Origin of the sequence: Klebsiella sp. HMSC09D12, from assembly GCF_001808475.1 — a bacterium.
Lineage (GTDB): Bacteria > Pseudomonadota > Gammaproteobacteria > Enterobacterales > Enterobacteriaceae > Klebsiella > Klebsiella oxytoca.
The window spans coordinates 266,795-284,933 of the sequence record NZ_KV793503.1 but is presented as its reverse complement, the minus strand read 5'-3'; the positions used below and the strand labels follow the sequence as shown (position 1 = coordinate 284,933).

Genomic DNA, 18,139 nt, shown 5'->3' with positions numbered 1-18,139 from the left:
CAGCAAAAGTTCGATTTATTCAACAAAGCCGGTTGTTTGGCGAAAGAACCCTGCCGATATCCGGTATAAATAATTTCAGGGATATCGGAGGATATCGCGGTGCAGGCGGCAAAAGGGTTAAATGGGGCCTGCTCTATCGCTCCAACCATCTGTATAATTTGACGCCGCAGGCTCAGGCCTACCTGGAAGGTCTGGAGGTAAAAACCATTATCGATTACCGCAGCGCCAACGAAATCGCGAAAAGCCCCAACGGCTTTATCGGGGAAAATAAGACCTTCCACCTGGATGCCACGGCGCAAACCGCAGAGCTGGCGGCCCAGTTTGCCGCCGAACCCAGCAATGAGGATCGCGCGCTGATCGAGAGCGTTATACGCGATATACCGGCGGAACTGATTAACGGTCAGGGAGGCCAGGTCATTGAGCAGTACAGGCATTTTGTACTCAGCGACAAGTCAAAAAAAGCCTTTAAGGCAATGATTAACGTCCTGCTTGACCCGGGCAATGCGCCGAATATTCAGCACTGTCGTGGGGGCAAAGATCGCACCGGCTATGGCGCTTTATTGATACTCTCCATGCTTGGCGTTTCTGAACAGGATATTATCGCCGACTACATGCTGACCGGCGCAAACCGCCTGGCGCGAAATAATGTGAAGATGACCGCCTATCGACAAATTACCGATAATCAGGATGTACTCGATTACTTACTTACCCTGATCGATACCCGGGAGGCATTTATCGTTGAAACACTGAACACCATGAAGGCACTCTCCGGCAGCGTTAATGCTTATATTAAAAATGAGCTTGGCTTTACCGACGCTGACTTTATTAAAATGCAGGAAAACTATTTACAGTAGTCCCTCGCGCTAACTGGAAAAACTGGTAGAAATAAGCCTCCAGTTCAGGCTGGAGGCCTGGTTGTGTCTGTCAGTTAACCATCATGAACAGGACGCTGCCGCCGGGTCCACAATCGGTTTATTCACCATAAAGAAGTAAACCAGCGAAGCCATAAAAGCGATGACCGAAGAGGCCACCAGCGCCAGGGTAAATGAGCCGGTATTATCCAGAATCATTCCGGTAATAATTGGTGCAAACGACCCTCCGATAAAACCGCCGAAGTTCTGAATGCCGCTCACCGAGGTTATCAGCCGTGACGGTACCGACACCAGGATCAGTCCCCATGCCGAGGTACCGGCAAAGTGAATGGAGAAGAGCGCCATACTAATGCAGGCGACCGCCATAAACGTACTGTCAGTATAAGCGGCGGGGAGCGTAAAGCCGGCAGCGCAAAGCAGGCCAAGGCAGATCATCCATTTACGGCTCTTCATTTTATCCGCGCCGCGCTTCATCACCCAGTCGGCTACGGCGCCGTTAACCAGCATACCGGCAGCGCCAAACAGGAACGGAATAGCCGCTACCCAACCGGTTTTTTCCAGGCTCAGGCCGCGGGACATTTCGAGATAAGAAGGCAGCCAGGTGAGGAATAACCAAACCATGTAGCCGACGCCGTTGAAACCGATGATCATTCCCCACATCGATTTTTGCTTAAACAGACCGGCCCAGTCCTTCAGGGTCACTTTTTCCTTACTGGAAGGAGGCGTCTCCTCTTCCAGGTGCGCGATGTCTTCCGCCGACAGGCCGGCATCTTCCCGGTTGCGATAGAACATAAACCAGAGGATAGAAAGAATAATACCGCTCACCCCGATGATGATGAACATCATGCGCCAGCCGAAAGCCAGCATCATGGCGATCAGCAGCGGCGGCGCCAGCGCCTGCGCCAGAGTTGATGACATATTCACAATCCCCATCGGCACGCCGCGCTGACGGATGTTATACCAGTCATTAACGACTTTTACGCCGGTAGGCAGGTGCGGCGACTCCCCTATGCCGAGAACGATACGGGCGACAATCATCTGGCTGAAGGAGCCGACAAACCCCAGCGCGGTCTGAGCTGCGGACCACAGGAAGATACCAAAGCCATACACCTTTTTAACGCCGAACCGTTCCATCACCATGCCAATCGGCAGCTGGCACAGCGCATAGCCAAAGGAGAATACCGAGAGCAACAATCCCATTTCCGTTGCCGTCAACCCCATCTCTTCACGGATAGTGGTGTTGGCAATCGAAAGTGAGGTTCTGTCGAGGAAGTTAATAATACCCGCCACGAGCAAAAACAATAATGCCATGATTTGCAAACGCTTCAGGCGAGAGCTTGCTTGACTGGACATATATTATCCTTTTGTAATGTTAACCACGGCAGCATTCTGCACGGCGCAGAATAATGCCGTCACAGGGACCCGGATATATTCCCGGAGGAAAGATAAATGTTAAATACTAAATAAGTTTAATCTTTAATTTCAAAAATAAGTTCAATTTCAACGGGCGTATTAAAAGGCAGCGTGTTGGTACCAATTGCTGAACGCGCATGTTTACCCGCTTCACCAAATATTGCGATCAGTAAATCCGAAGCGCTATTCATCACCAACGGCTGGTCTTTGAAAACGTCTGCACTCTGCACGAAACCGAGCATTTTAACGCAGCCAGCCACGCGATTGAGATCGCCCAGATAGCTTTTCAGGGACGAGAGAATATTGATAATGCACTGGCGCGCAGCAGCCTGCCCCTGCTCTATCGTGAGTTCCCTGCCGAGGGTTCCTTGATAAAGTAATTCCCCGTTGACCCGACAGTCATTACCTGACGAGTACAATAGATTTCCCGTCTGTTTAATGGGCACATAAGAAAATTTAGGCGGTACAGGCGCGCTGAGCACTATACCCAATTCGGTTAATCGCTGTTCAATATTCATGGTAATTCCCTGATATTTATTTGAGTAAAGATAATGCCAGTGCGGTATATATTTGCGCGGCCTGATGCAGCTCTTCGATTTTGACATATTCATCTTTGACGTGCGCCTGAGCTAAATCACCGGGGCCGAGAATGATGGTCGGGATCTGGCAGCCTACGGAGAAGAACGGCGCTTCACAGGTGGCGTCGAAAATCGTTTTTTTGGCCGCGCCGGTGAGCGCTTCTACCGTCTGAAAAGCGGCTTCCACCAGCGGATGCGTCTCTGCAATAGACGAGGCCGGAATATACAGATAGTTTTCGAGGTCGTAGTCGTGCTGCGGTTTTAGTCCTGAGTCGCTAAGCGATCTTTGCAGGCTTTCGTTAATTTCATTGCGTCTTTCTTCCGGCAGCACCCTGCGGTCGATTTCAATAACGCACGATTGCGGGACAATATTCGGCGCGCTGCCGCCGGTAATGGTGGTCACCAGCATAGAGGCGTTGCCCAGTAAATCGTGATGCTTTTGCTTCACCCGCTGACACTCTGCCAGCACCCCCGGCAGGAGCCGCGCCATTTTGTCGATGGCGCTGTCCGGATTGCGCGTCTTTGCCGCATGACCGGCGGTGCCGTGCGTGGTCAAGCGGGTTCGGCTCACCCCTTTATGCGCCACGCAGATCTCCAGCGAGGTCGGCTCGCCGATAACGGCGTAATCTGCCTCGACGCCCTGCGCCACAAAATGTTCCATCCCCAGGTTGATGCGCTCTTCATCAACGTTGAACAGTAAAACAATTTCACCGTTGAACGCATACTGCCGTCGCTGAATCAGGATCGCCGCGTACATCATTGCCGCAACGCCGGATTTCATATCTGCCGCCCCGCGGCCAATAATGCGGTCACCATCAATGACGGCGGCAAAGGGTTCCACCGACCACCCTGCGCCGCATGGCACCACGTCAGAGTGTCCGTTGAGGATCAGCCGCTTGCCTGGCCGCTGCCCTTTGAGTCGGGCAATCACGTTCGGCCGCTCTTCTACCGCCTCCTGTACTTCAACGTCAATGCCTTCGCCGCGTAATACATCAGCAATGAACAGCGCGACCGCTTTTTCATTGCCCGGCGGGTTTTCCGACGGGTGCTGTATCAGGCTGCACAGGAGCGTAGTCAACTCCTGCCGTTCATCGGCAGTTAATTCAATATCGGTCATAATAATATTCTCAGTTAATTAATAACTTTTGCCGCGGGCGTCGATAGTTATCGTTTCGCTCAATATTCCGTTACGGAAGGCATATATTTCATCGACAAGATTTGCGACCACGCAGCAGTGGTTGGGAATAATATGCAGCCGATCGCCAATAGCGAGCGATACTTTTTCCGGGTCATAGCGCAGATAGCCGTGTTCTTCATTAAGCTTAACCAGCGCGACGTCCGGATGTTCCTGAATCAATCCGTAAGAACCGGGCGTCGCGGAAAGATCGGAGGTCAGCGATTTTGTACCGGCATCCAGCGTGGCGTAGCCCGGCAGCGGGATACTGACAACCGTCGCACAAATGGTCAACGCGCAGTCGGCGGCGGTGTAAATCCCGCCGTTAATCGCGTTCATATCGCCAAAAATAAAATTTCCGGCGCGGGATTCGGTTATTCCCCTGAGCTCATCGGCATAAAAAGAAGAGAGCGTTGAGCCGCCGGATAAAACGTCAATATGAAAACCATGCGCATTAAGAAGATCCCGACTGGTCATCAGCAGAGCGGCTTCTTCGCGCGCCGCGCGGCGGATATCCTGCTCATTGTGGTATTGATAAATAGTCCCGGCATAGGTAAATACCCCGCGCACCCTTAACCCCGGAAGCGCCGCCACCTCACGGGCGAACGTCAGCAATTGATCCGGCTGTACTCCTTCGCGGTGGGCACCGAAATCAATGGCAATATCGATGTCAAACGTCAGGCCATGCCTCAGCGCAGCGCGTGAGAGCCCCTGCGCGCCCGCCAGGCTGTCGACAATGGTTCGCATGGTAATCTTGTGCGCCAGTTCAGCATAGCGCTCACATTTGTCATCACCAATCAGCGGATAGGCCAGCAGAATTGAGGTAATTCCGCCCGCAGCCATCACTTCCGCTTCAGATAGCTTAGCGCAGGTAATTCCACTCGCCCCCAGCGCCTGCTCGAGCTGAGCCAGGCGTACAGATTTATGGGTTTTAATATGCGGCCAGTGTTGAATATTATGGCGAGCCAGTCCGGAGGTCATGGCGATAATATTCCTCTGCATAATATCCATATCCAGCGCAACATAAGGTGTGGTTAACATTTTTCCTCCTGACGGCTAGCCGTCACTTGTTGGGTTTTCCCCTCTGACCTCTCCCAGGTAGGCATAGAGGGTATATTTCGAAATGTTCAGAAATTCGCAGATTTTTTCTCCGGACTTTTTAATAAGGAAAACGCCCTTGTCATCGAAAAATTTAATCGCGTTGAGTTTATCCTGCTTAGACATATTGGCGACGGGGACATCAATAATTCCCATACACTCGGCAATCAGGTAATCAAGTAGTTCATTGACGTCTTTAACAAATACCTCATTAACGTCCTCTTTTTTAGCGGCGCTACTATCCGAATGACCGGCCAGTTTACTGAGCGTTTTTTCCGCCTGTAAAATATCGCTAATGTCGAGGTTGATACAAAGTGCGCCTATAACCTGTTTATTGCTGTTACGTATGTAAATGGAGGTGGAGCGTAGCGTTTTACCCTCACGGGTGCGCGTAACGTAGTTATGCCTGTCGCCGTTGACATCCGTTCCCCGCAGCACTTCCAGCCCCAGATTGCTGCTGGGATCGCCCACTTTCCGGCCGGTGACATGCCCATTAATAATCGCGATAATACTGCTTTCCAGCCCCTGGGAGTGGTCGTGCAGGACCACTTCACAGTTGTCACCGAACTGATTTGCTATCCCTTCCATCATCGGAATGAAGACGTCTAAATTCTGCTGTATGTTTTCCATGTCGACCTGAATTTATGTTAGACAACCAAACTTTTTGTTATGTATACCTGCATCAGCAGAAATTCAGCAATATGAATCTGAACAAAAAGTGATCGACAACACACTTATTTCTGACTTTTTGTTTGGAGAGAGGTCTGAATCATACTTTTTGTTTGGTGGTCAGGAGGGTAACGGATTGTGCGGGTCAGGAGCCCTGCGGCTCCTGTGCTATTTTTCGTACGTCAGGATAACCGGCAGTAAAGGGCATGCCTGTTCGTGCAAAAAAATCTGGCCTGAATATAAACAACTCGCTATTCTGAAATGCTTTGTATTTTTTGTGAACAGGAAAAAGTATGCTAAGTACGTTACCCGATTTACACAGAAGTTTTGCAGAGCAACTCAAGCTTAAGTTTCAGTCTGACTCGCGGATTCACTCCCTTCTCGCTGGCGGCTCGATTATTCATGGCGGATTTGATCAATACTCCGATCTCGATTTTATCGTTGTCGTAGACCCTGGCTATTATGACGAAGTCATGGCGCAGCGTAGGGAGCTCGCCGGAACATTAGGCCATCTGTTACATGCTTTCACTGGGGAACATGTCGGAGAACCCCGCCTGCTTATATGCCTGTACGGGCCTGAACTCCTCCATGTCGATCTAAAATTTGTCACCCTGGAAATGCTCACTCAACGCGTTGAGGAGCCAGCAGTATTATTTACTCGTGATAACACGGCTCTGGAGCGACAACGGGTAAAATCCAGTGCTCGCTGGCCCAACATGACGCCGGAGTGGTTTGAGTCGCGAGCCTGGATCTGGCTTCACTATGCAGTGGTTAAGCTGGGAAGAGGCGAACTGTTCGAAGCGATAGGTATGCTGGCATTCTTTCGAGAGCAGGTTCTGGGACCTATGCTGTATCGTCGGGCAAATCTACCGCAACGTGGGGTTCGCCGCATTGAATTCCACAGCATTGATCCTGACGGCCTGCTGACCTCCACGCTGGCAACGCACGATCGTGACTCCGTCAGCGTTGCCATCAGAATGGCTGTTGAAGCTTATATCAAGCTGCGAGCTGATGCTCTGCCTGAAAATATCGCAGACGACGCGACACGTTGGGCGGTCCTTGCCATGCTGAAAAAGGTTTCTGACCAGGGTTAAATTTATCCTTCCGGTCGCTTACACGGCCGGAGTAAAGGTATACCGCACAATTTTGGCGGCTTCCCCCCCCCAGAGCGCGGCGCTGGCGGATGCCTTTACCCGTTATGGCCGTAAAGCCGCAGTAATCACTCGTGGCGGCAAGATGGCCGGCAATGTCACGATCTGGGATTTACCGACCCAACCCGCGAAGTCGGCAATACCTGGCTGGACAGGGTCTCCGTCGCGGCGATGCGTCAGGGGCTGCCGGCAAGGATTGAGCGGGTGTAAACATCCCCGGTACGTAAACAGCGTACCGGGATCCTGACGACCATGATTAGTTATAAACCACCATCATCACGCCCGAACCGTTAAAGGTGCCGGTTGAGGTAGGCGTTCCAGCCAGCGTACCTCTTAACCGTAGCGAGGACTGAGATCCAGAGTAGGTCGTATTCCCCGGCGCCGAGTTAGTTGTCCCAAGCCCCAGATTTGCGCGCATGCCGTTACTGAGCGGGATGTAAGTATTGCCTGTTTGTAGCTTTAACACATAGCTAACCGAGGAAGAGGTGCAGGAAACGCCCACCATACTATCAGCCGTTTTGCCCACTGCCTGGTCAAGCATTAGCGTACCGAAACTTAGCGTCACCTGCGGTACGGTCATAGCACACCATTCGTTTAGTGGTGGTGCCGTCATGCAGTTTATACCGCTACCGGCACCTGGGGGATAAACAAGGTCGGAAAAATCAAAGTTGCCATTGGCTTCACGAATTGTGTATCCAAAACAGACGGTAGAAGAGCCCCCAACGACACCATAATTTCGGATGGAAATCTGATTCCTGACGCTCCCGACGCTCGCGTTAAGGACTTCTCGCCAGGTTCCCTTATACGGGACGCCGGGCGGAGGATAACTAGTGGCAACATCAGAGGTACCCCAAAAGTAGCCATCCGCAGTCAGCGCATTTGCAACCAAAAGTCCGCCATGACTACCTAAGTTCGCTGGTGTGTCCAGGCTGACGCTACCTGAACTCACGGTAATATCGCCTGTGGTGATAATCCACTCAGTACCCGAACCGAAAGCCACCAACCTTACTGCAGTGATTGTTTTCCACCGATAGTTTTCACCGTACACGGGAACAGAGATCGGCACGGTTATAGCAGCCGCAAAGGCGGCCAGAAATAGCTTTTTCTTCACCTGCACTCTCCTGTGCATAAATAGAGTTACTGATATTCGGCTCGCAGGGTCGCGGTGGCGTTAAATAATCCTTCCACCAATTCCACCCCATCACGCTGAACAAGGAGGGCTTCAATAGTCGGCAACGTCACGCTATTGATGTTAATGGCCTCGCCCAGTTTAAACGGCTGGCCGTTCTGGAAGATTTTCACGCCAAGATTGGCCTGTTCTGCGCTCACCACGGTGGCGTTATCGGCGTCAAACCCGGCCGGATTACCGCGTACGCTGAGCCGCAACTGCCAGGCCAGACTGCTCTCTTCACACTTCAAGGTCAGCGGGACGGTTTCACGATATCTTCCCTCCGCAACTTTTTTTATGCGGACATCATTGAAGTTGATATATACCGGGCCATCTTCGCTTATTGAGCAAGACGGAGGCGTTATCAGGGTGCCGATAAATTCAAGGTTTTCCGGGTCTGCCGCCTGAAGTGATGAGGTCCCTGTCATCATCAATGCGGCCAGAAGAAATGGTGCATATCCAATCAATCTCATTATGTTGATTCCCTGTGCCATTACTGATACTCCACGACCAGCGAGGCCATAACCCTGAATGCCCCGCCGCTCAGGGTTATCCCGCTTTGCTTAATGGGGACAGCGTAAAGCCTGGGGATATTGGGATCGGTAAAATTCAGCCAGGAGCCGAGGTTAAGACGGGTATCACCATTGTAGAGAGCGATGCCTAACCCGCTTTTCCCTCCCGCCAGCGCGGTACTATCAAAACTTGCCGGGGTACCCGTAATGCGCACTTTCTGTTTCGACGATACCGCCATTGAACAATCTAAATCGAAGTCAATTGGCTTGCGGTACTGCGTCCCGTCGATACGGGTGGTCATCACCTCGTTGCCAAAGTTGACGGTGATAACATTATTGTTATTCACCACGCACGGCGGGGCTTCTATCAGCGTGCCGCTAAAGTTGACCGTTGCGTCGGCCAGCACGCTACCACTAATACACACCGTAAGAAGAAGCAGTAGCTTACGCAGGTTTACAGGGCTCATAATATCTCTCTCCTCTTACGTCACTGGTAGTCAATGACCATGGTGCCTGTGCCGGAAAACGGACCTGCGGTGAGCGTAGCGTTGTTTTGCGCCACGGGTACGGCCCATAGCCTGGGTTTATTGGCTGTGCCATTGAAGTTGACGTAGCTGCCGGGCGTCATAACCGTGGTGCCTCCGCTTCCGCTGTAAAGCTGTATACCCAGCCCCCCTTTGCTGGTCAGGAGAAGCCCGGAGCCAAAACTCGCCAGCGAGCCTCGAATCGTCAGCTTGAGGGCATTGCTGTTCAGATCAGTACAGGTCAGACCGTACTGGATCTCTTTCTTATAATTCACCCCGTCTACCAGCCGAGTAATGAGGTCATCACCAAACTTCACGTCTACGGTATCGTTATCGTCAATAACGCACTGCGGTCCATCGATCAGGGTGCCGTTGATGGTGATAGTGGTGGTGTCTCCTTCAGCGGCGCTCGCCTGTCCGCCAGCAAGAAGCAGTGCGGCTCCAGCCATCATCAGGTGCATCCGGATTATCGTTAAGCGTTGGCGTGTCATATTAACCTTCCTTTGGTTGTGCCACCTTCCCGGCGCGGCAGGCGATGCCAGTGCAGGTAAACGGCAGTAACCGTGCGCTGCCATAATCATTGATAAACATCAGCGTCGGCGTCGTGCCCATCCGGGATGCGGATAACGGCAGCTGCGCTTTGCCCTTTGGCGAAACCATGACAGGCTCAAAATCATCCAGCGCCTTACCGTGCAGGCTGCCGCGCGCTTCGACAAACGAAAAATGATAGGGCGTAGGATTCTCAACCTCATAGCGGTCCCCCTTGCGGGTAAGGGTCAGCGTTTCAGCCCCCGGCACCACGTCGAGAAGCGGATCAACCTTGAGGGCCTTGGGCCGCCAGAAAACTTTCATCCGGGTCTGCATTGCCAGCGTCAAAACGTTAGGCTTATCGGATTTTGGTGGGATCTCGCGTAAGTTAAGCCAGAAGACGCTTTCTCTATCGGTGGGCAGAGACGGTGTTTCGGCGACCTGCTGGACGCGGATCATCGTTCGACCATCAGGCTCAATACGTTGTACGGGCGGTAAAATCATCAGCGGGCCGTTTATTTTTTCTTCTTTCTCGTTTTCCATCCACCCTTGGGCGAGATAAGGATCCTGCGTATTATTATTTTTCACGCTCAATCCAACAGATTTCTCCCCTTCATTGAAAATAACCCGGGAGCGCTCTACGGATAATGCCGCCTGAGCCAAATGCTGGCTTCCGGTAAACAAGATAATCCCCAGAAAAGTCATTAATTTAAGTTTCATACTTTCACCTGTCGTATAACTTACAGGACCAGAGTTATTTCCTCTCTGACGGCAGAGAGTCAAATCCATTTCATCTTGCAGATAATTTACATTCCAGGCATGTCTGGATATATGAATTTGTAAGGGAGAGAGCCACTTTCAGAAATGGATCGATGAACATTCCTAAATTTGCATCTCACCCCCCCTTCAAATTCAGCTTACGTCACAGCCTTATTAGCTATGCCAGCTGTTCAACACAGCAATTAACTTGCCAGCTTCCAGCGCAGAGTATGGCTTCTACCCTTCCCGGTTTTGATGCTAATCACTTTACCGTTTGTTTCCATCTGGCATAATAAATAACGCATGCTGTAGATACTGATATCCATCTCGTTGGCTATTTCTCGAGTTGTTAACCATACCTCATCATCCAGCTCGCTTTTTCTTAACCGTTTATTGACCAGTCGCTTAATACTTTGCAAAGCTCGCTCTTTATCATCCAGCTGTCTCTCCAAATTACCGGACAACGTTGTTTTCCATATTAGCTGGTCTTCATCCGCATCACGCTCGTGATTATTAACAACCTCAGTATATTTTTCAGAAACGGATTTTTTACCTAGCCACATAACGAAATCGCTATAGCGGGTGATATTGACTTTACGCATAATCGAGCGTCGATAACTGCTAAGCGCCTTAATACTACAGCCCATTCTGCGAGAAATTTCATCGTGGCCTAATCCCTGGCTCAAATAGCCTAGCATTAGCTGTTCCCGCCATGTCAACTGGTAGGGGCCAGGACATTTGCTACAGTTTGGTTTACGTAAGTCCGGAGGGCCACACATGAGATCGGCGAAAAACAGCATGAACAATTTTCTCCGGATAGTGGTTACCGAATTTCTCATCGCGATGACTGAACTGACAACCGGGCAATGAAAATTTTTGTCGTAATGTTCACTACGTGGATAAACGCTTAGCCACTTTTTATTGAGAAGCTTAAACTTATAGTCATTGTGGGTGCGAAACTGTTGACAATCGACCCAGTCAAACGCTTTTTCTCCAGGTGATTGGACCTGCACGATGAGATCGGCTTCGCGCGATTTTCTGACTAAGGATACAGTAATTTTTCCGCTAAACTCATCCTCAAACAGTTCCTCCAGGAGAAAGATTACTCCCTGAGAAAAATAATTGTTCTCAGTTGCCACATAAACCGGCAAATATGTACCACTGGTATCACTCATCATATTGCTCTCTTATCTGGAAGTTGTCATCTCTACAAAAATAAACATTAAAAAAGATTATACAGTTATTACCCGACTAACTCTGACGCCTCTACTCGCAATATTTTAAAAGTAACGTAAATTTTTCTATAACCTATTTACATAGTCTGTCGTTCAATTACACGTATGCGCCAATGTTCAATATAATTACCGCGTTCTTGTGGAACACCATATTCATCCACTTTAACGGCTAACTCTGCTTCACCGTACAGACGGATATCTTTCACTACTTTCCGAAGCCATCCAGGGAGGTCGGAAAATTTTTCTTGTAATACCAGGCCAGTTATATCGGTGTCCGCAATCACGGTACCATCAGACAGACGACGATTGACCGAAATGGTTAGCGCCGCTTCAGAGTGCTCATCCTCGAACAGCGGCTCGCCTGCATGGATGACTTTATACCAGGCCTGTTCACCCGCACTCTGCGTCCTTTCCTCTTGAATAAATTGCGCCAGCCATGCGCTATCCCGCGCTTCCTTTTGTTGCCTGAACTTGTGCATCGCTTCTTCTACTCGCTGATTGGCGCGTTTAAGGTGGCGCTCAAAATCCTCCTGCGACAATCGGCGTTCGCCGCGTATCGTTTCCGTAATGCCGGCCAGAAAGACTTCCTTATCAATATGTATCTGTTGTTCATCCCGTTGTTCGAGTACCGCCAAAATGTCATAACCCATCGCCATCCCGGCCGCAAAATCCGCCAGTTCACCGTCAGTTGCTGGCAGTGCGGGATAGTGCGCTTCCTTAAGGCTCGACTGTAATTTTCTGGTTAATACTTGCCACTGCGCATTTTTTTCTTCCAGTTGGGTAGCGCGCGCAGTAAGCGCCTGGAGCTCATTCTGTTGAGTGACATTTTTTTCCTCTGCCGCAGCCAGTTGCTCATAAGTTGCCTGGAGAGCCACGACCTGCTCCGCCAATGTACTATCTGACTGTTGTACTTCGCGGCGAAGCAGAATGAGTTCATTCTTCAATCTCTGTACCTCTTTACGGGCCAACTGGAGGTTTTTACGTAAATCGATCTCTGCCGGGCTAAGCGTCATATGTTGTATCAACGCCTTAATCCAGCCCCCTAAAACGTGCGGTTCCGGTAAAGCGCTATTTTTCGTGACACCAGCGGCTGAGGTGACGTTGTCACCCGAAGCCGTTCGGGCCTTCTTAGCTGTCGGTTCCGTCGGCCTGTTAGCCGGTGATTGCATTCGCTTGTCAGCGCCAACAGCCGGCGGCGCGATTGTTTTTCTGATGACTGCTGGAGGCTGAGCTGTCGATTTCTCCTTATCAGGCAGAGAACGCTTTACAGCAGATTTTTGACGCGTAGCAGAGGATTTTTCTTCCTCCGTCTGGGGCTGAGACGGGGATGTGATGGCTTTGTTTTCGTCCTTGCGTGACGTCCATTCACGGGCATAATTCAACACATCTGCCTGCGAAGATGAAATCGAAATGATACTCATAATCAGGACCAAAACATTCCCTGCTCTACGACCCATTAGATACTCTCACCGGTTGGCTTCGCTGCCAGGCTATTGAGCATTTCGGCTCGGATCTCCGAGCATAATTTTACCGCCTGAAACTTATACAAAGCATCAATAGCATTACGTGTTTCAGGATTAACGGAACCTCTTACATTGGTATAACCGGAAGCGCCGAGCATCACTCGCTCAAAGCGTGATTTGAGATCGACATGCTTAATATGATTAATCGACTCCAGTGCCTGAAGCTCTTTTTCGCACTGGACCATATCCAGCTCTCCGTCTGAGGTCACTGGGGGCTCTACGGATTCCATGGACGAAGTCACCTGAGAAGGAATTTTTTTTCCAACGCAACCCGTTAAAAATGTACCTGCAATGATCGCGGCTATGCATCCTAATCTAAACATTATTTCATGTACTCCATGTGTATTTCTTTTTTAATTATCTTTCCTCCTGAAATAAAGCACAGGAGGCCAGCAGATATTTGCAGAAGATATCCCAAGAGTTAATTTCACCATTAATAAACAGCAGCCAAAAGACGTTAATCAGCTGACATTTGAGGTAAATCCGAAATAGCTTATCAACTCGGGCTAATCATATTCCAGAAGAAAAGTGGTGACGCACTCAAAGTCCCCTTCTCTGACCAGACTGTGTACTGGTGCAGAAATAAAGGCCTGAAAATTTAAAAAGGTGTCTCCTGATCTCAATGCTGCCGGTCGCATAGGTACATTCGGTTTAACCGGTACACCATTCTCATCTTCCACCGCAATGGCAATGCCGCTCGCTGTTCCGCTAACCGCAAATAGTCCTGGCTGAGCGCTATCTTCGGTTCCCATAAAGGTTACGGTAACCGTATCGCCAAGCGAGAGATCGCACTCCGTCAACCAGATGGAAAAACGCTCACGTTCACTGCGGGGATATTTCATAAATGTCTTAGAAGGCACGTTACGAAAATCGACAATCTGATCTTCCGAGTCAATGTGCAATTCGCAGGGATCGGCAATCAAATTCCCGGAGAAATAGACGTCAGTATCAGCATGCGTGACCGATACGCCAGCCAGCAAAAGCATGAGAGGAAAGCTTGCCAGGCTAAGTACGCGCACTTTGTTTTTTTGCATTATTCGTACTCCAGGCCGATATTCACCACGCTGCGCCATTCATTAGCCAGCAACGGAACGGGAAGACGCCATAGCTGAGCCTGTAACACCAAATCGTTGCATCCGGGGTAGAGAATCTGCGGCCGACTCTGAATCGCGGGTCGCAGGAGCTCTCCCTGTCGGTCGCTGAGGCGCAGCGCAACGCCTTCGACTCCACCGTGCACCCGGAAAAAGCGGTCATCCATCGGTTCTGCTTCCCCATAGATAGTCATTCTTACCGCAGACTGTCCGTTTAACATCGTGGCACCGCGCATCTGTTGGCGATCGCGCATAAACTGATACTCTCCCGGACAGCGATCTAATTTGATGTACACCTGTACTGATGGCGTCACGCTCCCCGGCCGTTCCAGCCCCCAGGCAATGGTACTGCCCAAATCGATCTCTTGTTCAGCCGACTCAGGCAGCAACGCGCAAGGTGACGCAACAAGCGTTCCGCTAGCGCGTATCCCACCGTTCAGGCCATCGGTGTCCCAGTTTGCGGCGCTCGCAGCAGAAACGATTCCAGCCGTCAAAAGCCACAATATGAGGGTGGTTCGACCAAATCCTTTTTTCATCAGGCTTCTCCTGTGTACAGCTCCGGCATCCATCAGGTAGCCGGGGTTTCTGCAGCTCGGCAAATGTTACCGCTGCAGCTAAACGGCAGGGTTGGCTTGCCGCCGAAGTCGTTAATCGTGGTGACGTGCGGCGTGGTATAGTGCGAACTATTGACCATCGCGGTGGACTTAGGCGGCACCATCACCGTTTGAAATCCGCTAGCCACCGCCACTTTCGGCGCGGCGGTAATACCAATTACCGTCATGTAATAGGGTGTCGGGTTTTCTATCCGATAACCGCCGTTGACTTTATGCAGCACCAGCTGGTTATCCCAGCGGCTATACTTCTCCGGCAGGATGGCTTTGGGACGATAGAACAGTTTAATTTTGGTGTGTAACGCCAGCTGCATCACGTTGGGTCGCTCGCTTTTTGGTGGTACCTCGCGCACGTTGAAATAAAAAATGCTCTCTCTGTCCTGAGGTAACATCGCGGCATCCGGCATGGCGTTGATACGCATCATGCTTTTACCTTTAGCTTCAAGACGCTGCAGCGGCGGGACGACAACAAGAGGGCCGCTGATTTTTTTCCCGTGCTCATCTTCAATCCATCCCTGCGCCAGGTACGGCATTGATGTGCTGTCGTTAGTAATACTCAGGGAAATGCTCTTTTCCGAACCGGGAAAAATGGCCCGAGTCCTGTCCAGCGCGATCGCAGCCCCGGCTTCGTTTATCAGACCCGCGGCCAGACTTCCCAGCACTATCGTCATCGCTATCTTTTTGCTTTTCATTACATCACCATTGACTTTCTCAGCCGCGAGTGACCGGCTTGCACGGCAGCAATAGTTGCTGTGCAGGGATAACCCGTGGCAGTACGACTTCACACTGAGCGGAACCACTCCAGTGCACGGTTAAGCGTTCATCCGGATTCACACCGGTCAACCAGGCCAGTCCACTGTCGCTGACCATACCCAGTTCGCGATCTTTTGCATTGTGTACCGTGGCGCCGAAAGGCGGATGGCGTCCATCTTCCTGGCTAAGGATTGCCACGACCTTAGAACCCTTCAGCACATCAAAGCGACGGAAACCGATAGCGCCTTCAGTCAGGGCGAGCTCTACAACCGGCGTTCCGCCAGACTCGACATCATCCGGCAGACGATTAACGTCAATCTCAGCCCTGGTTCGATAATAATTTGGCACTCCAGGGATAACCGCGATGCCAAAAGCATTGGTATAGCCCTGTAAGCCCACCGGAACACCGCTTACTCCCTCCGTACTGACCATCAAACGCGTCCCCCCCTGCACCCCACCGGAGTGTAGGGCCACGCCTTCAGCGGTGGCGGTCATCCCACCGCTGGCGGAAATACCAAAGGAGGTGTACTGGCTTTGCGCCCAGTTAAAGTTGGTGGTGACATCCGCTATATTGCCGGGATGAGAATAGTAGCCACTCATCTGGCTACGCGTTCCCTCACCGCCCCCGACGCTGTTGCCGGCGTTTATGCTGTAATAGTCGTTGTTATCCAGCCTTTGGCTCCAGCTGGCATTTTGTGTATAACGGTCGCGGCTTATGCTGCCGTTATAACCCACGGTTCCCGAACCAAACGGCATCGTCAGTGAGATATAGGCGCTGTCGTCCTTGCGGCCATTGAACTCACTGCGAGCGGCGTTGAGGGACAACGACAGATGTCGCCAGTCGCCGAGGTCAAAATATTTATTCAACGATACGCTGTAGCGATCGGTCGCCGGGCGGTTCCAGTAAGTCTGATGCGACCAGTTGATGTGCGTTGACAAACGCAGGTCGGCAAAGTTTTTGGTCGCCTGAATGGTATAAAGCTCTTTGCTGTTCCCGACGTAGCCATCCCGATAGCGCATATCCAGATATTCACCCATGGTGAGATAGTTGCGCTCGGAAAAACGGTAACCGGCAAACGTGACTTCACTGTTGATTTCATCAAACCGTTTGGAATAGCTCAGGCGCCAGGACCGTCCTTGCCTGCTTTTATCAGCCGGGAAACGAGCGCTGGCGTGAGTAACGTCAGCAGAGAGCGTCCCGTAGGCGTTCATATCACGACCCGCGCCAAGCGCCAGGCTGTTGTAGTCCTGAGAAATAATGCCGCCGCCGTACAGCGACCACGCGTTGGTAAGGCCCCATGAGAGTTCGCCTGTGGCAAAGTAGGGTCCTTGAGTGCTGTGGTTATAATCGCGCGGACGACCGGTGGTCATTTTATAACGTAGCTGGCCGGGACGCGTCAGATAAGGGACCTGAGCCGTTTCAACCGCAAATGTCTGTACGGAGCCATCCTGCTCTTCAACCCGCACATCCAGGCGTCCGGTTAGCGCGCTGTTTAGTTCCTGAATACGAAACGGGCCAGCGGCAACCGTCGTTTCATGGATGACTCTGCCCTGTTGGCTGACCGTCACTTTGGCATTGGTGCGAGCGATACCGGATACTTCAGGCGCGTAGCCTCGAAGCTTAGGTGGCAGCTGGCTTTCATCGCTTGCCAGCGACAAACCGGTATAGCGCCATGAGTCAAAGAGATCGGAAGAGAGATAGTCTTCACCGACGGTGAGTTTTGACATCATTCCAGGTAATGCGCGATAGGCGTAAAAACGGCTCCAGTCAAAATTACGTGAATTTTTATCCGAACGTCCGGTGGTATTGTAATAGCTCCCCTGGTAATCCCCTCTCAGACGCCAGGGTCCCAAATTGACGCCCGTCGTACCGCTGATGCTGGCGCTCTGGCTCTGATTCCCCTGACGCGGCCAGGTGACGTTGGTATTCAGGTTATAGTCAACCAACATCCCGGGGATACCCTCTTCCCAGCGGGAAATCGGTAACCAGGAAGCATCCTGATATTCCAGCCAGGCTTGAGGCACCGCGATTTGCAGGGATGATTCTGACAGATCGCCGCGCAGGACGACGCCTTCAAGAGCGGAAAAATCAGCGCAACGCCCCTCGTCGAGCCACTTAATCATTTTAAACGCGTCTTCCCGCAGACCGAGAAGCTCTACCTGTGCAGGCGTCAGACAGGTTTCTACAACAACTCCATCGTCACGGGTTCTTTCAATAAAAGAAATTTCCTGGTCAGAAATACTGTGCTCGTTTAAGCGCATGCTGAGCGTGTAGGTTCCGGGCATAATATAACCGGCGCGGGAAAAACGCGACAAGTCGATATTTTCCCGGTCTTCCGAGTCCAGAATATCTATATTAAACTCTACCGCCACTACCGGTGATGTAGAACCAAAAATGGCAATAACAATGTAAATACCCAGTCGTCGCAGGTAAAAAGCTGGTGGTCTGCTTTTTTTCATTTTTTAAAATCCATTTATTG

Annotated in this window: 19 protein-coding genes; 2 read left to right on the top strand and 17 right to left on the bottom strand. The window is 51.1% G+C overall.

What is annotated here, in order from left to right:
* The coding region (locus HMPREF3178_RS23870; RefSeq protein ID WP_032757233.1) for a tyrosine-protein phosphatase at window positions 1–854 on the top strand (854 nt) is incomplete at its 5' end.
* A gap of 81 nt (window positions 855–935) precedes the next feature.
* Here HMPREF3178_RS23870 and HMPREF3178_RS23865 read toward each other — a convergent pair.
* From HMPREF3178_RS23865 to HMPREF3178_RS23845, 5 genes are all read right to left on the bottom strand, one after another.
* A complete protein-coding gene (locus HMPREF3178_RS23865) occupies window positions 936–2,225 on the bottom strand; it encodes an MFS transporter (protein ID WP_004102118.1) in 1,290 nt (429 codons plus the stop codon).
* 116 nt (window positions 2,226–2,341) lie between these two features.
* Entirely contained in the window at window positions 2,342–2,803 is a 462-nt protein-coding gene (locus HMPREF3178_RS23860) for a RidA family protein (protein ID WP_017145866.1), read from the bottom strand.
* A 16-nt stretch (window positions 2,804–2,819) separates the two neighbouring features.
* Window positions 2,820–3,980, bottom strand: a complete 1,161-nt coding sequence (locus HMPREF3178_RS23855) for a M20 family metallopeptidase (protein ID WP_016808945.1) — start codon at window positions 3,978–3,980, stop codon at window positions 2,820–2,822.
* Window positions 3,981–3,998: 18 nt separating this feature from the next.
* Window positions 3,999–5,078: an alanine racemase gene (locus tag HMPREF3178_RS23850; protein ID WP_017145865.1), complete on the bottom strand. Its 1,080-nt coding sequence runs from the start codon at window positions 5,076–5,078 to the stop codon at window positions 3,999–4,001.
* A gap of 15 nt (window positions 5,079–5,093) precedes the next feature.
* A complete protein-coding gene (locus HMPREF3178_RS23845; RefSeq protein ID WP_017145864.1) occupies window positions 5,094–5,765 on the bottom strand; it encodes a helix-turn-helix transcriptional regulator in 672 nt (223 codons plus the stop codon).
* Window positions 5,766–6,097: 332 nt separating this feature from the next.
* On the opposite strand from HMPREF3178_RS23845, the gene HMPREF3178_RS23840 reads away from it, so the two are divergent.
* Complete coding sequence (locus HMPREF3178_RS23840) at window positions 6,098–6,898, top strand: hypothetical protein (RefSeq protein ID WP_017145863.1); 801 nt, start codon at window positions 6,098–6,100, stop codon at window positions 6,896–6,898.
* Window positions 6,899–7,211: 313 nt separating this feature from the next.
* On the opposite strand, the gene HMPREF3178_RS23835 is transcribed toward HMPREF3178_RS23840, so the two are convergent.
* The 12 genes from HMPREF3178_RS23835 to HMPREF3178_RS23780 all read right to left on the bottom strand — a co-directional run bounded on the left by HMPREF3178_RS23835 (window position 7,212) and on the right by HMPREF3178_RS23780 (window position 18,119).
* Entirely contained in the window at window positions 7,212–8,066 is an 855-nt protein-coding gene (locus tag HMPREF3178_RS23835) for a hypothetical protein (protein WP_017145862.1), read from the bottom strand.
* Window positions 8,067–8,092: 26 nt separating this feature from the next.
* A complete protein-coding gene (locus HMPREF3178_RS23830; protein ID WP_047721062.1) occupies window positions 8,093–8,596 on the bottom strand; it encodes a fimbrial protein in 504 nt (167 codons plus the stop codon).
* Window positions 8,597–8,616: 20 nt separating this feature from the next.
* Window positions 8,617–9,102 (bottom strand): fimbrial protein, encoded by a 486-nt coding sequence (locus tag HMPREF3178_RS23825; RefSeq protein WP_004102126.1) that lies wholly within the window; start codon window positions 9,100–9,102, stop codon window positions 8,617–8,619.
* A gap of 20 nt (window positions 9,103–9,122) precedes the next feature.
* The gene (locus tag HMPREF3178_RS23820) at window positions 9,123–9,650 is read right to left on the bottom strand and encodes a fimbrial protein (RefSeq protein WP_017145860.1); all 528 of its coding nucleotides are present in this window, start codon (window positions 9,648–9,650) and stop codon (window positions 9,123–9,125) included.
* Between the two features lies 1 nt (window position 9,651).
* Window positions 9,652–10,407, bottom strand: coding sequence for a fimbrial biogenesis chaperone (locus HMPREF3178_RS23815; protein ID WP_017145859.1), 756 nt, complete (start codon window positions 10,405–10,407; stop codon window positions 9,652–9,654).
* Between the two features lie 242 nt (window positions 10,408–10,649).
* A complete protein-coding gene (locus HMPREF3178_RS23810; protein WP_017145858.1) occupies window positions 10,650–11,624 on the bottom strand; it encodes a LuxR C-terminal-related transcriptional regulator in 975 nt (324 codons plus the stop codon).
* A gap of 134 nt (window positions 11,625–11,758) precedes the next feature.
* A complete protein-coding gene (locus tag HMPREF3178_RS23805; protein ID WP_228703491.1) occupies window positions 11,759–13,114 on the bottom strand; it encodes an FKBP-type peptidyl-prolyl cis-trans isomerase N-terminal domain-containing protein in 1,356 nt (451 codons plus the stop codon).
* A gap of 23 nt (window positions 13,115–13,137) precedes the next feature.
* Complete coding sequence (locus HMPREF3178_RS23800) at window positions 13,138–13,527, bottom strand: hypothetical protein (protein ID WP_004102134.1); 390 nt, start codon at window positions 13,525–13,527, stop codon at window positions 13,138–13,140.
* Between the two features lie 183 nt (window positions 13,528–13,710).
* Complete coding sequence (locus HMPREF3178_RS23795) at window positions 13,711–14,238, bottom strand: fimbrial protein (RefSeq protein WP_017145855.1); 528 nt, start codon at window positions 14,236–14,238, stop codon at window positions 13,711–13,713.
* Window positions 14,238–14,831, bottom strand: a complete 594-nt coding sequence (locus HMPREF3178_RS23790; protein WP_070585528.1) for a fimbrial protein — start codon at window positions 14,829–14,831, stop codon at window positions 14,238–14,240. The genes HMPREF3178_RS23795 and HMPREF3178_RS23790 overlap by 1 nt, the downstream gene beginning before the upstream one ends.
* Window positions 14,832–14,863: 32 nt before the next feature.
* A complete protein-coding gene (locus HMPREF3178_RS23785; protein WP_017145853.1) occupies window positions 14,864–15,598 on the bottom strand; it encodes a fimbria/pilus periplasmic chaperone in 735 nt (244 codons plus the stop codon).
* 19 nt (window positions 15,599–15,617) lie between these two features.
* Window positions 15,618–18,119: a PapC/FimD family outer membrane usher protein gene (locus HMPREF3178_RS23780; protein WP_017145852.1), complete on the bottom strand. Its 2,502-nt coding sequence runs from the start codon at window positions 18,117–18,119 to the stop codon at window positions 15,618–15,620.
* Window positions 18,120–18,139: the final 20 nt, after the last annotated feature.

Coding starts and splice junctions, on each gene's coding strand:
- HMPREF3178_RS23865 (WP_004102118.1), bottom strand. CDS start 2,225: ATGTCCAGTCAAGCAAGCTCTCGCCTGAAGCGTTTGCAAATCATGGCA.
- HMPREF3178_RS23860 (WP_017145866.1), bottom strand. CDS start 2,803: ATGAATATTGAACAGCGATTAACCGAATTGGGTATAGTGCTCAGCGCG.
- HMPREF3178_RS23855 (WP_016808945.1), bottom strand. CDS start 3,980: ATGACCGATATTGAATTAACTGCCGATGAACGGCAGGAGTTGACTACG.
- HMPREF3178_RS23850 (WP_017145865.1), bottom strand. CDS start 5,078: ATGTTAACCACACCTTATGTTGCGCTGGATATGGATATTATGCAGAGG.
- HMPREF3178_RS23845 (WP_017145864.1), bottom strand. CDS start 5,765: ATGGAAAACATACAGCAGAATTTAGACGTCTTCATTCCGATGATGGAA.
- HMPREF3178_RS23840 (WP_017145863.1), top strand. CDS start 6,098: ATGCTAAGTACGTTACCCGATTTACACAGAAGTTTTGCAGAGCAACTC.
- HMPREF3178_RS23830 (WP_047721062.1), bottom strand. CDS start 8,596: ATGAGATTGATTGGATATGCACCATTTCTTCTGGCCGCATTGATGATG.
- HMPREF3178_RS23825 (WP_004102126.1), bottom strand. CDS start 9,102: ATGAGCCCTGTAAACCTGCGTAAGCTACTGCTTCTTCTTACGGTGTGT.
- HMPREF3178_RS23820 (WP_017145860.1), bottom strand. CDS start 9,650: ATGACACGCCAACGCTTAACGATAATCCGGATGCACCTGATGATGGCT.
- HMPREF3178_RS23815 (WP_017145859.1), bottom strand. CDS start 10,407: ATGAAACTTAAATTAATGACTTTTCTGGGGATTATCTTGTTTACCGGA.
- HMPREF3178_RS23810 (WP_017145858.1), bottom strand. CDS start 11,624: ATGATGAGTGATACCAGTGGTACATATTTGCCGGTTTATGTGGCAACT.
- HMPREF3178_RS23800 (WP_004102134.1), bottom strand. CDS start 13,527: ATGTTTAGATTAGGATGCATAGCCGCGATCATTGCAGGTACATTTTTA.
- HMPREF3178_RS23795 (WP_017145855.1), bottom strand. CDS start 14,238: ATGCAAAAAAACAAAGTGCGCGTACTTAGCCTGGCAAGCTTTCCTCTC.
- HMPREF3178_RS23790 (WP_070585528.1), bottom strand. CDS start 14,831: ATGAAAAAAGGATTTGGTCGAACCACCCTCATATTGTGGCTTTTGACG.
- HMPREF3178_RS23785 (WP_017145853.1), bottom strand. CDS start 15,598: ATGAAAAGCAAAAAGATAGCGATGACGATAGTGCTGGGAAGTCTGGCC.
- HMPREF3178_RS23780 (WP_017145852.1), bottom strand. CDS start 18,119: ATGAAAAAAAGCAGACCACCAGCTTTTTACCTGCGACGACTGGGTATT.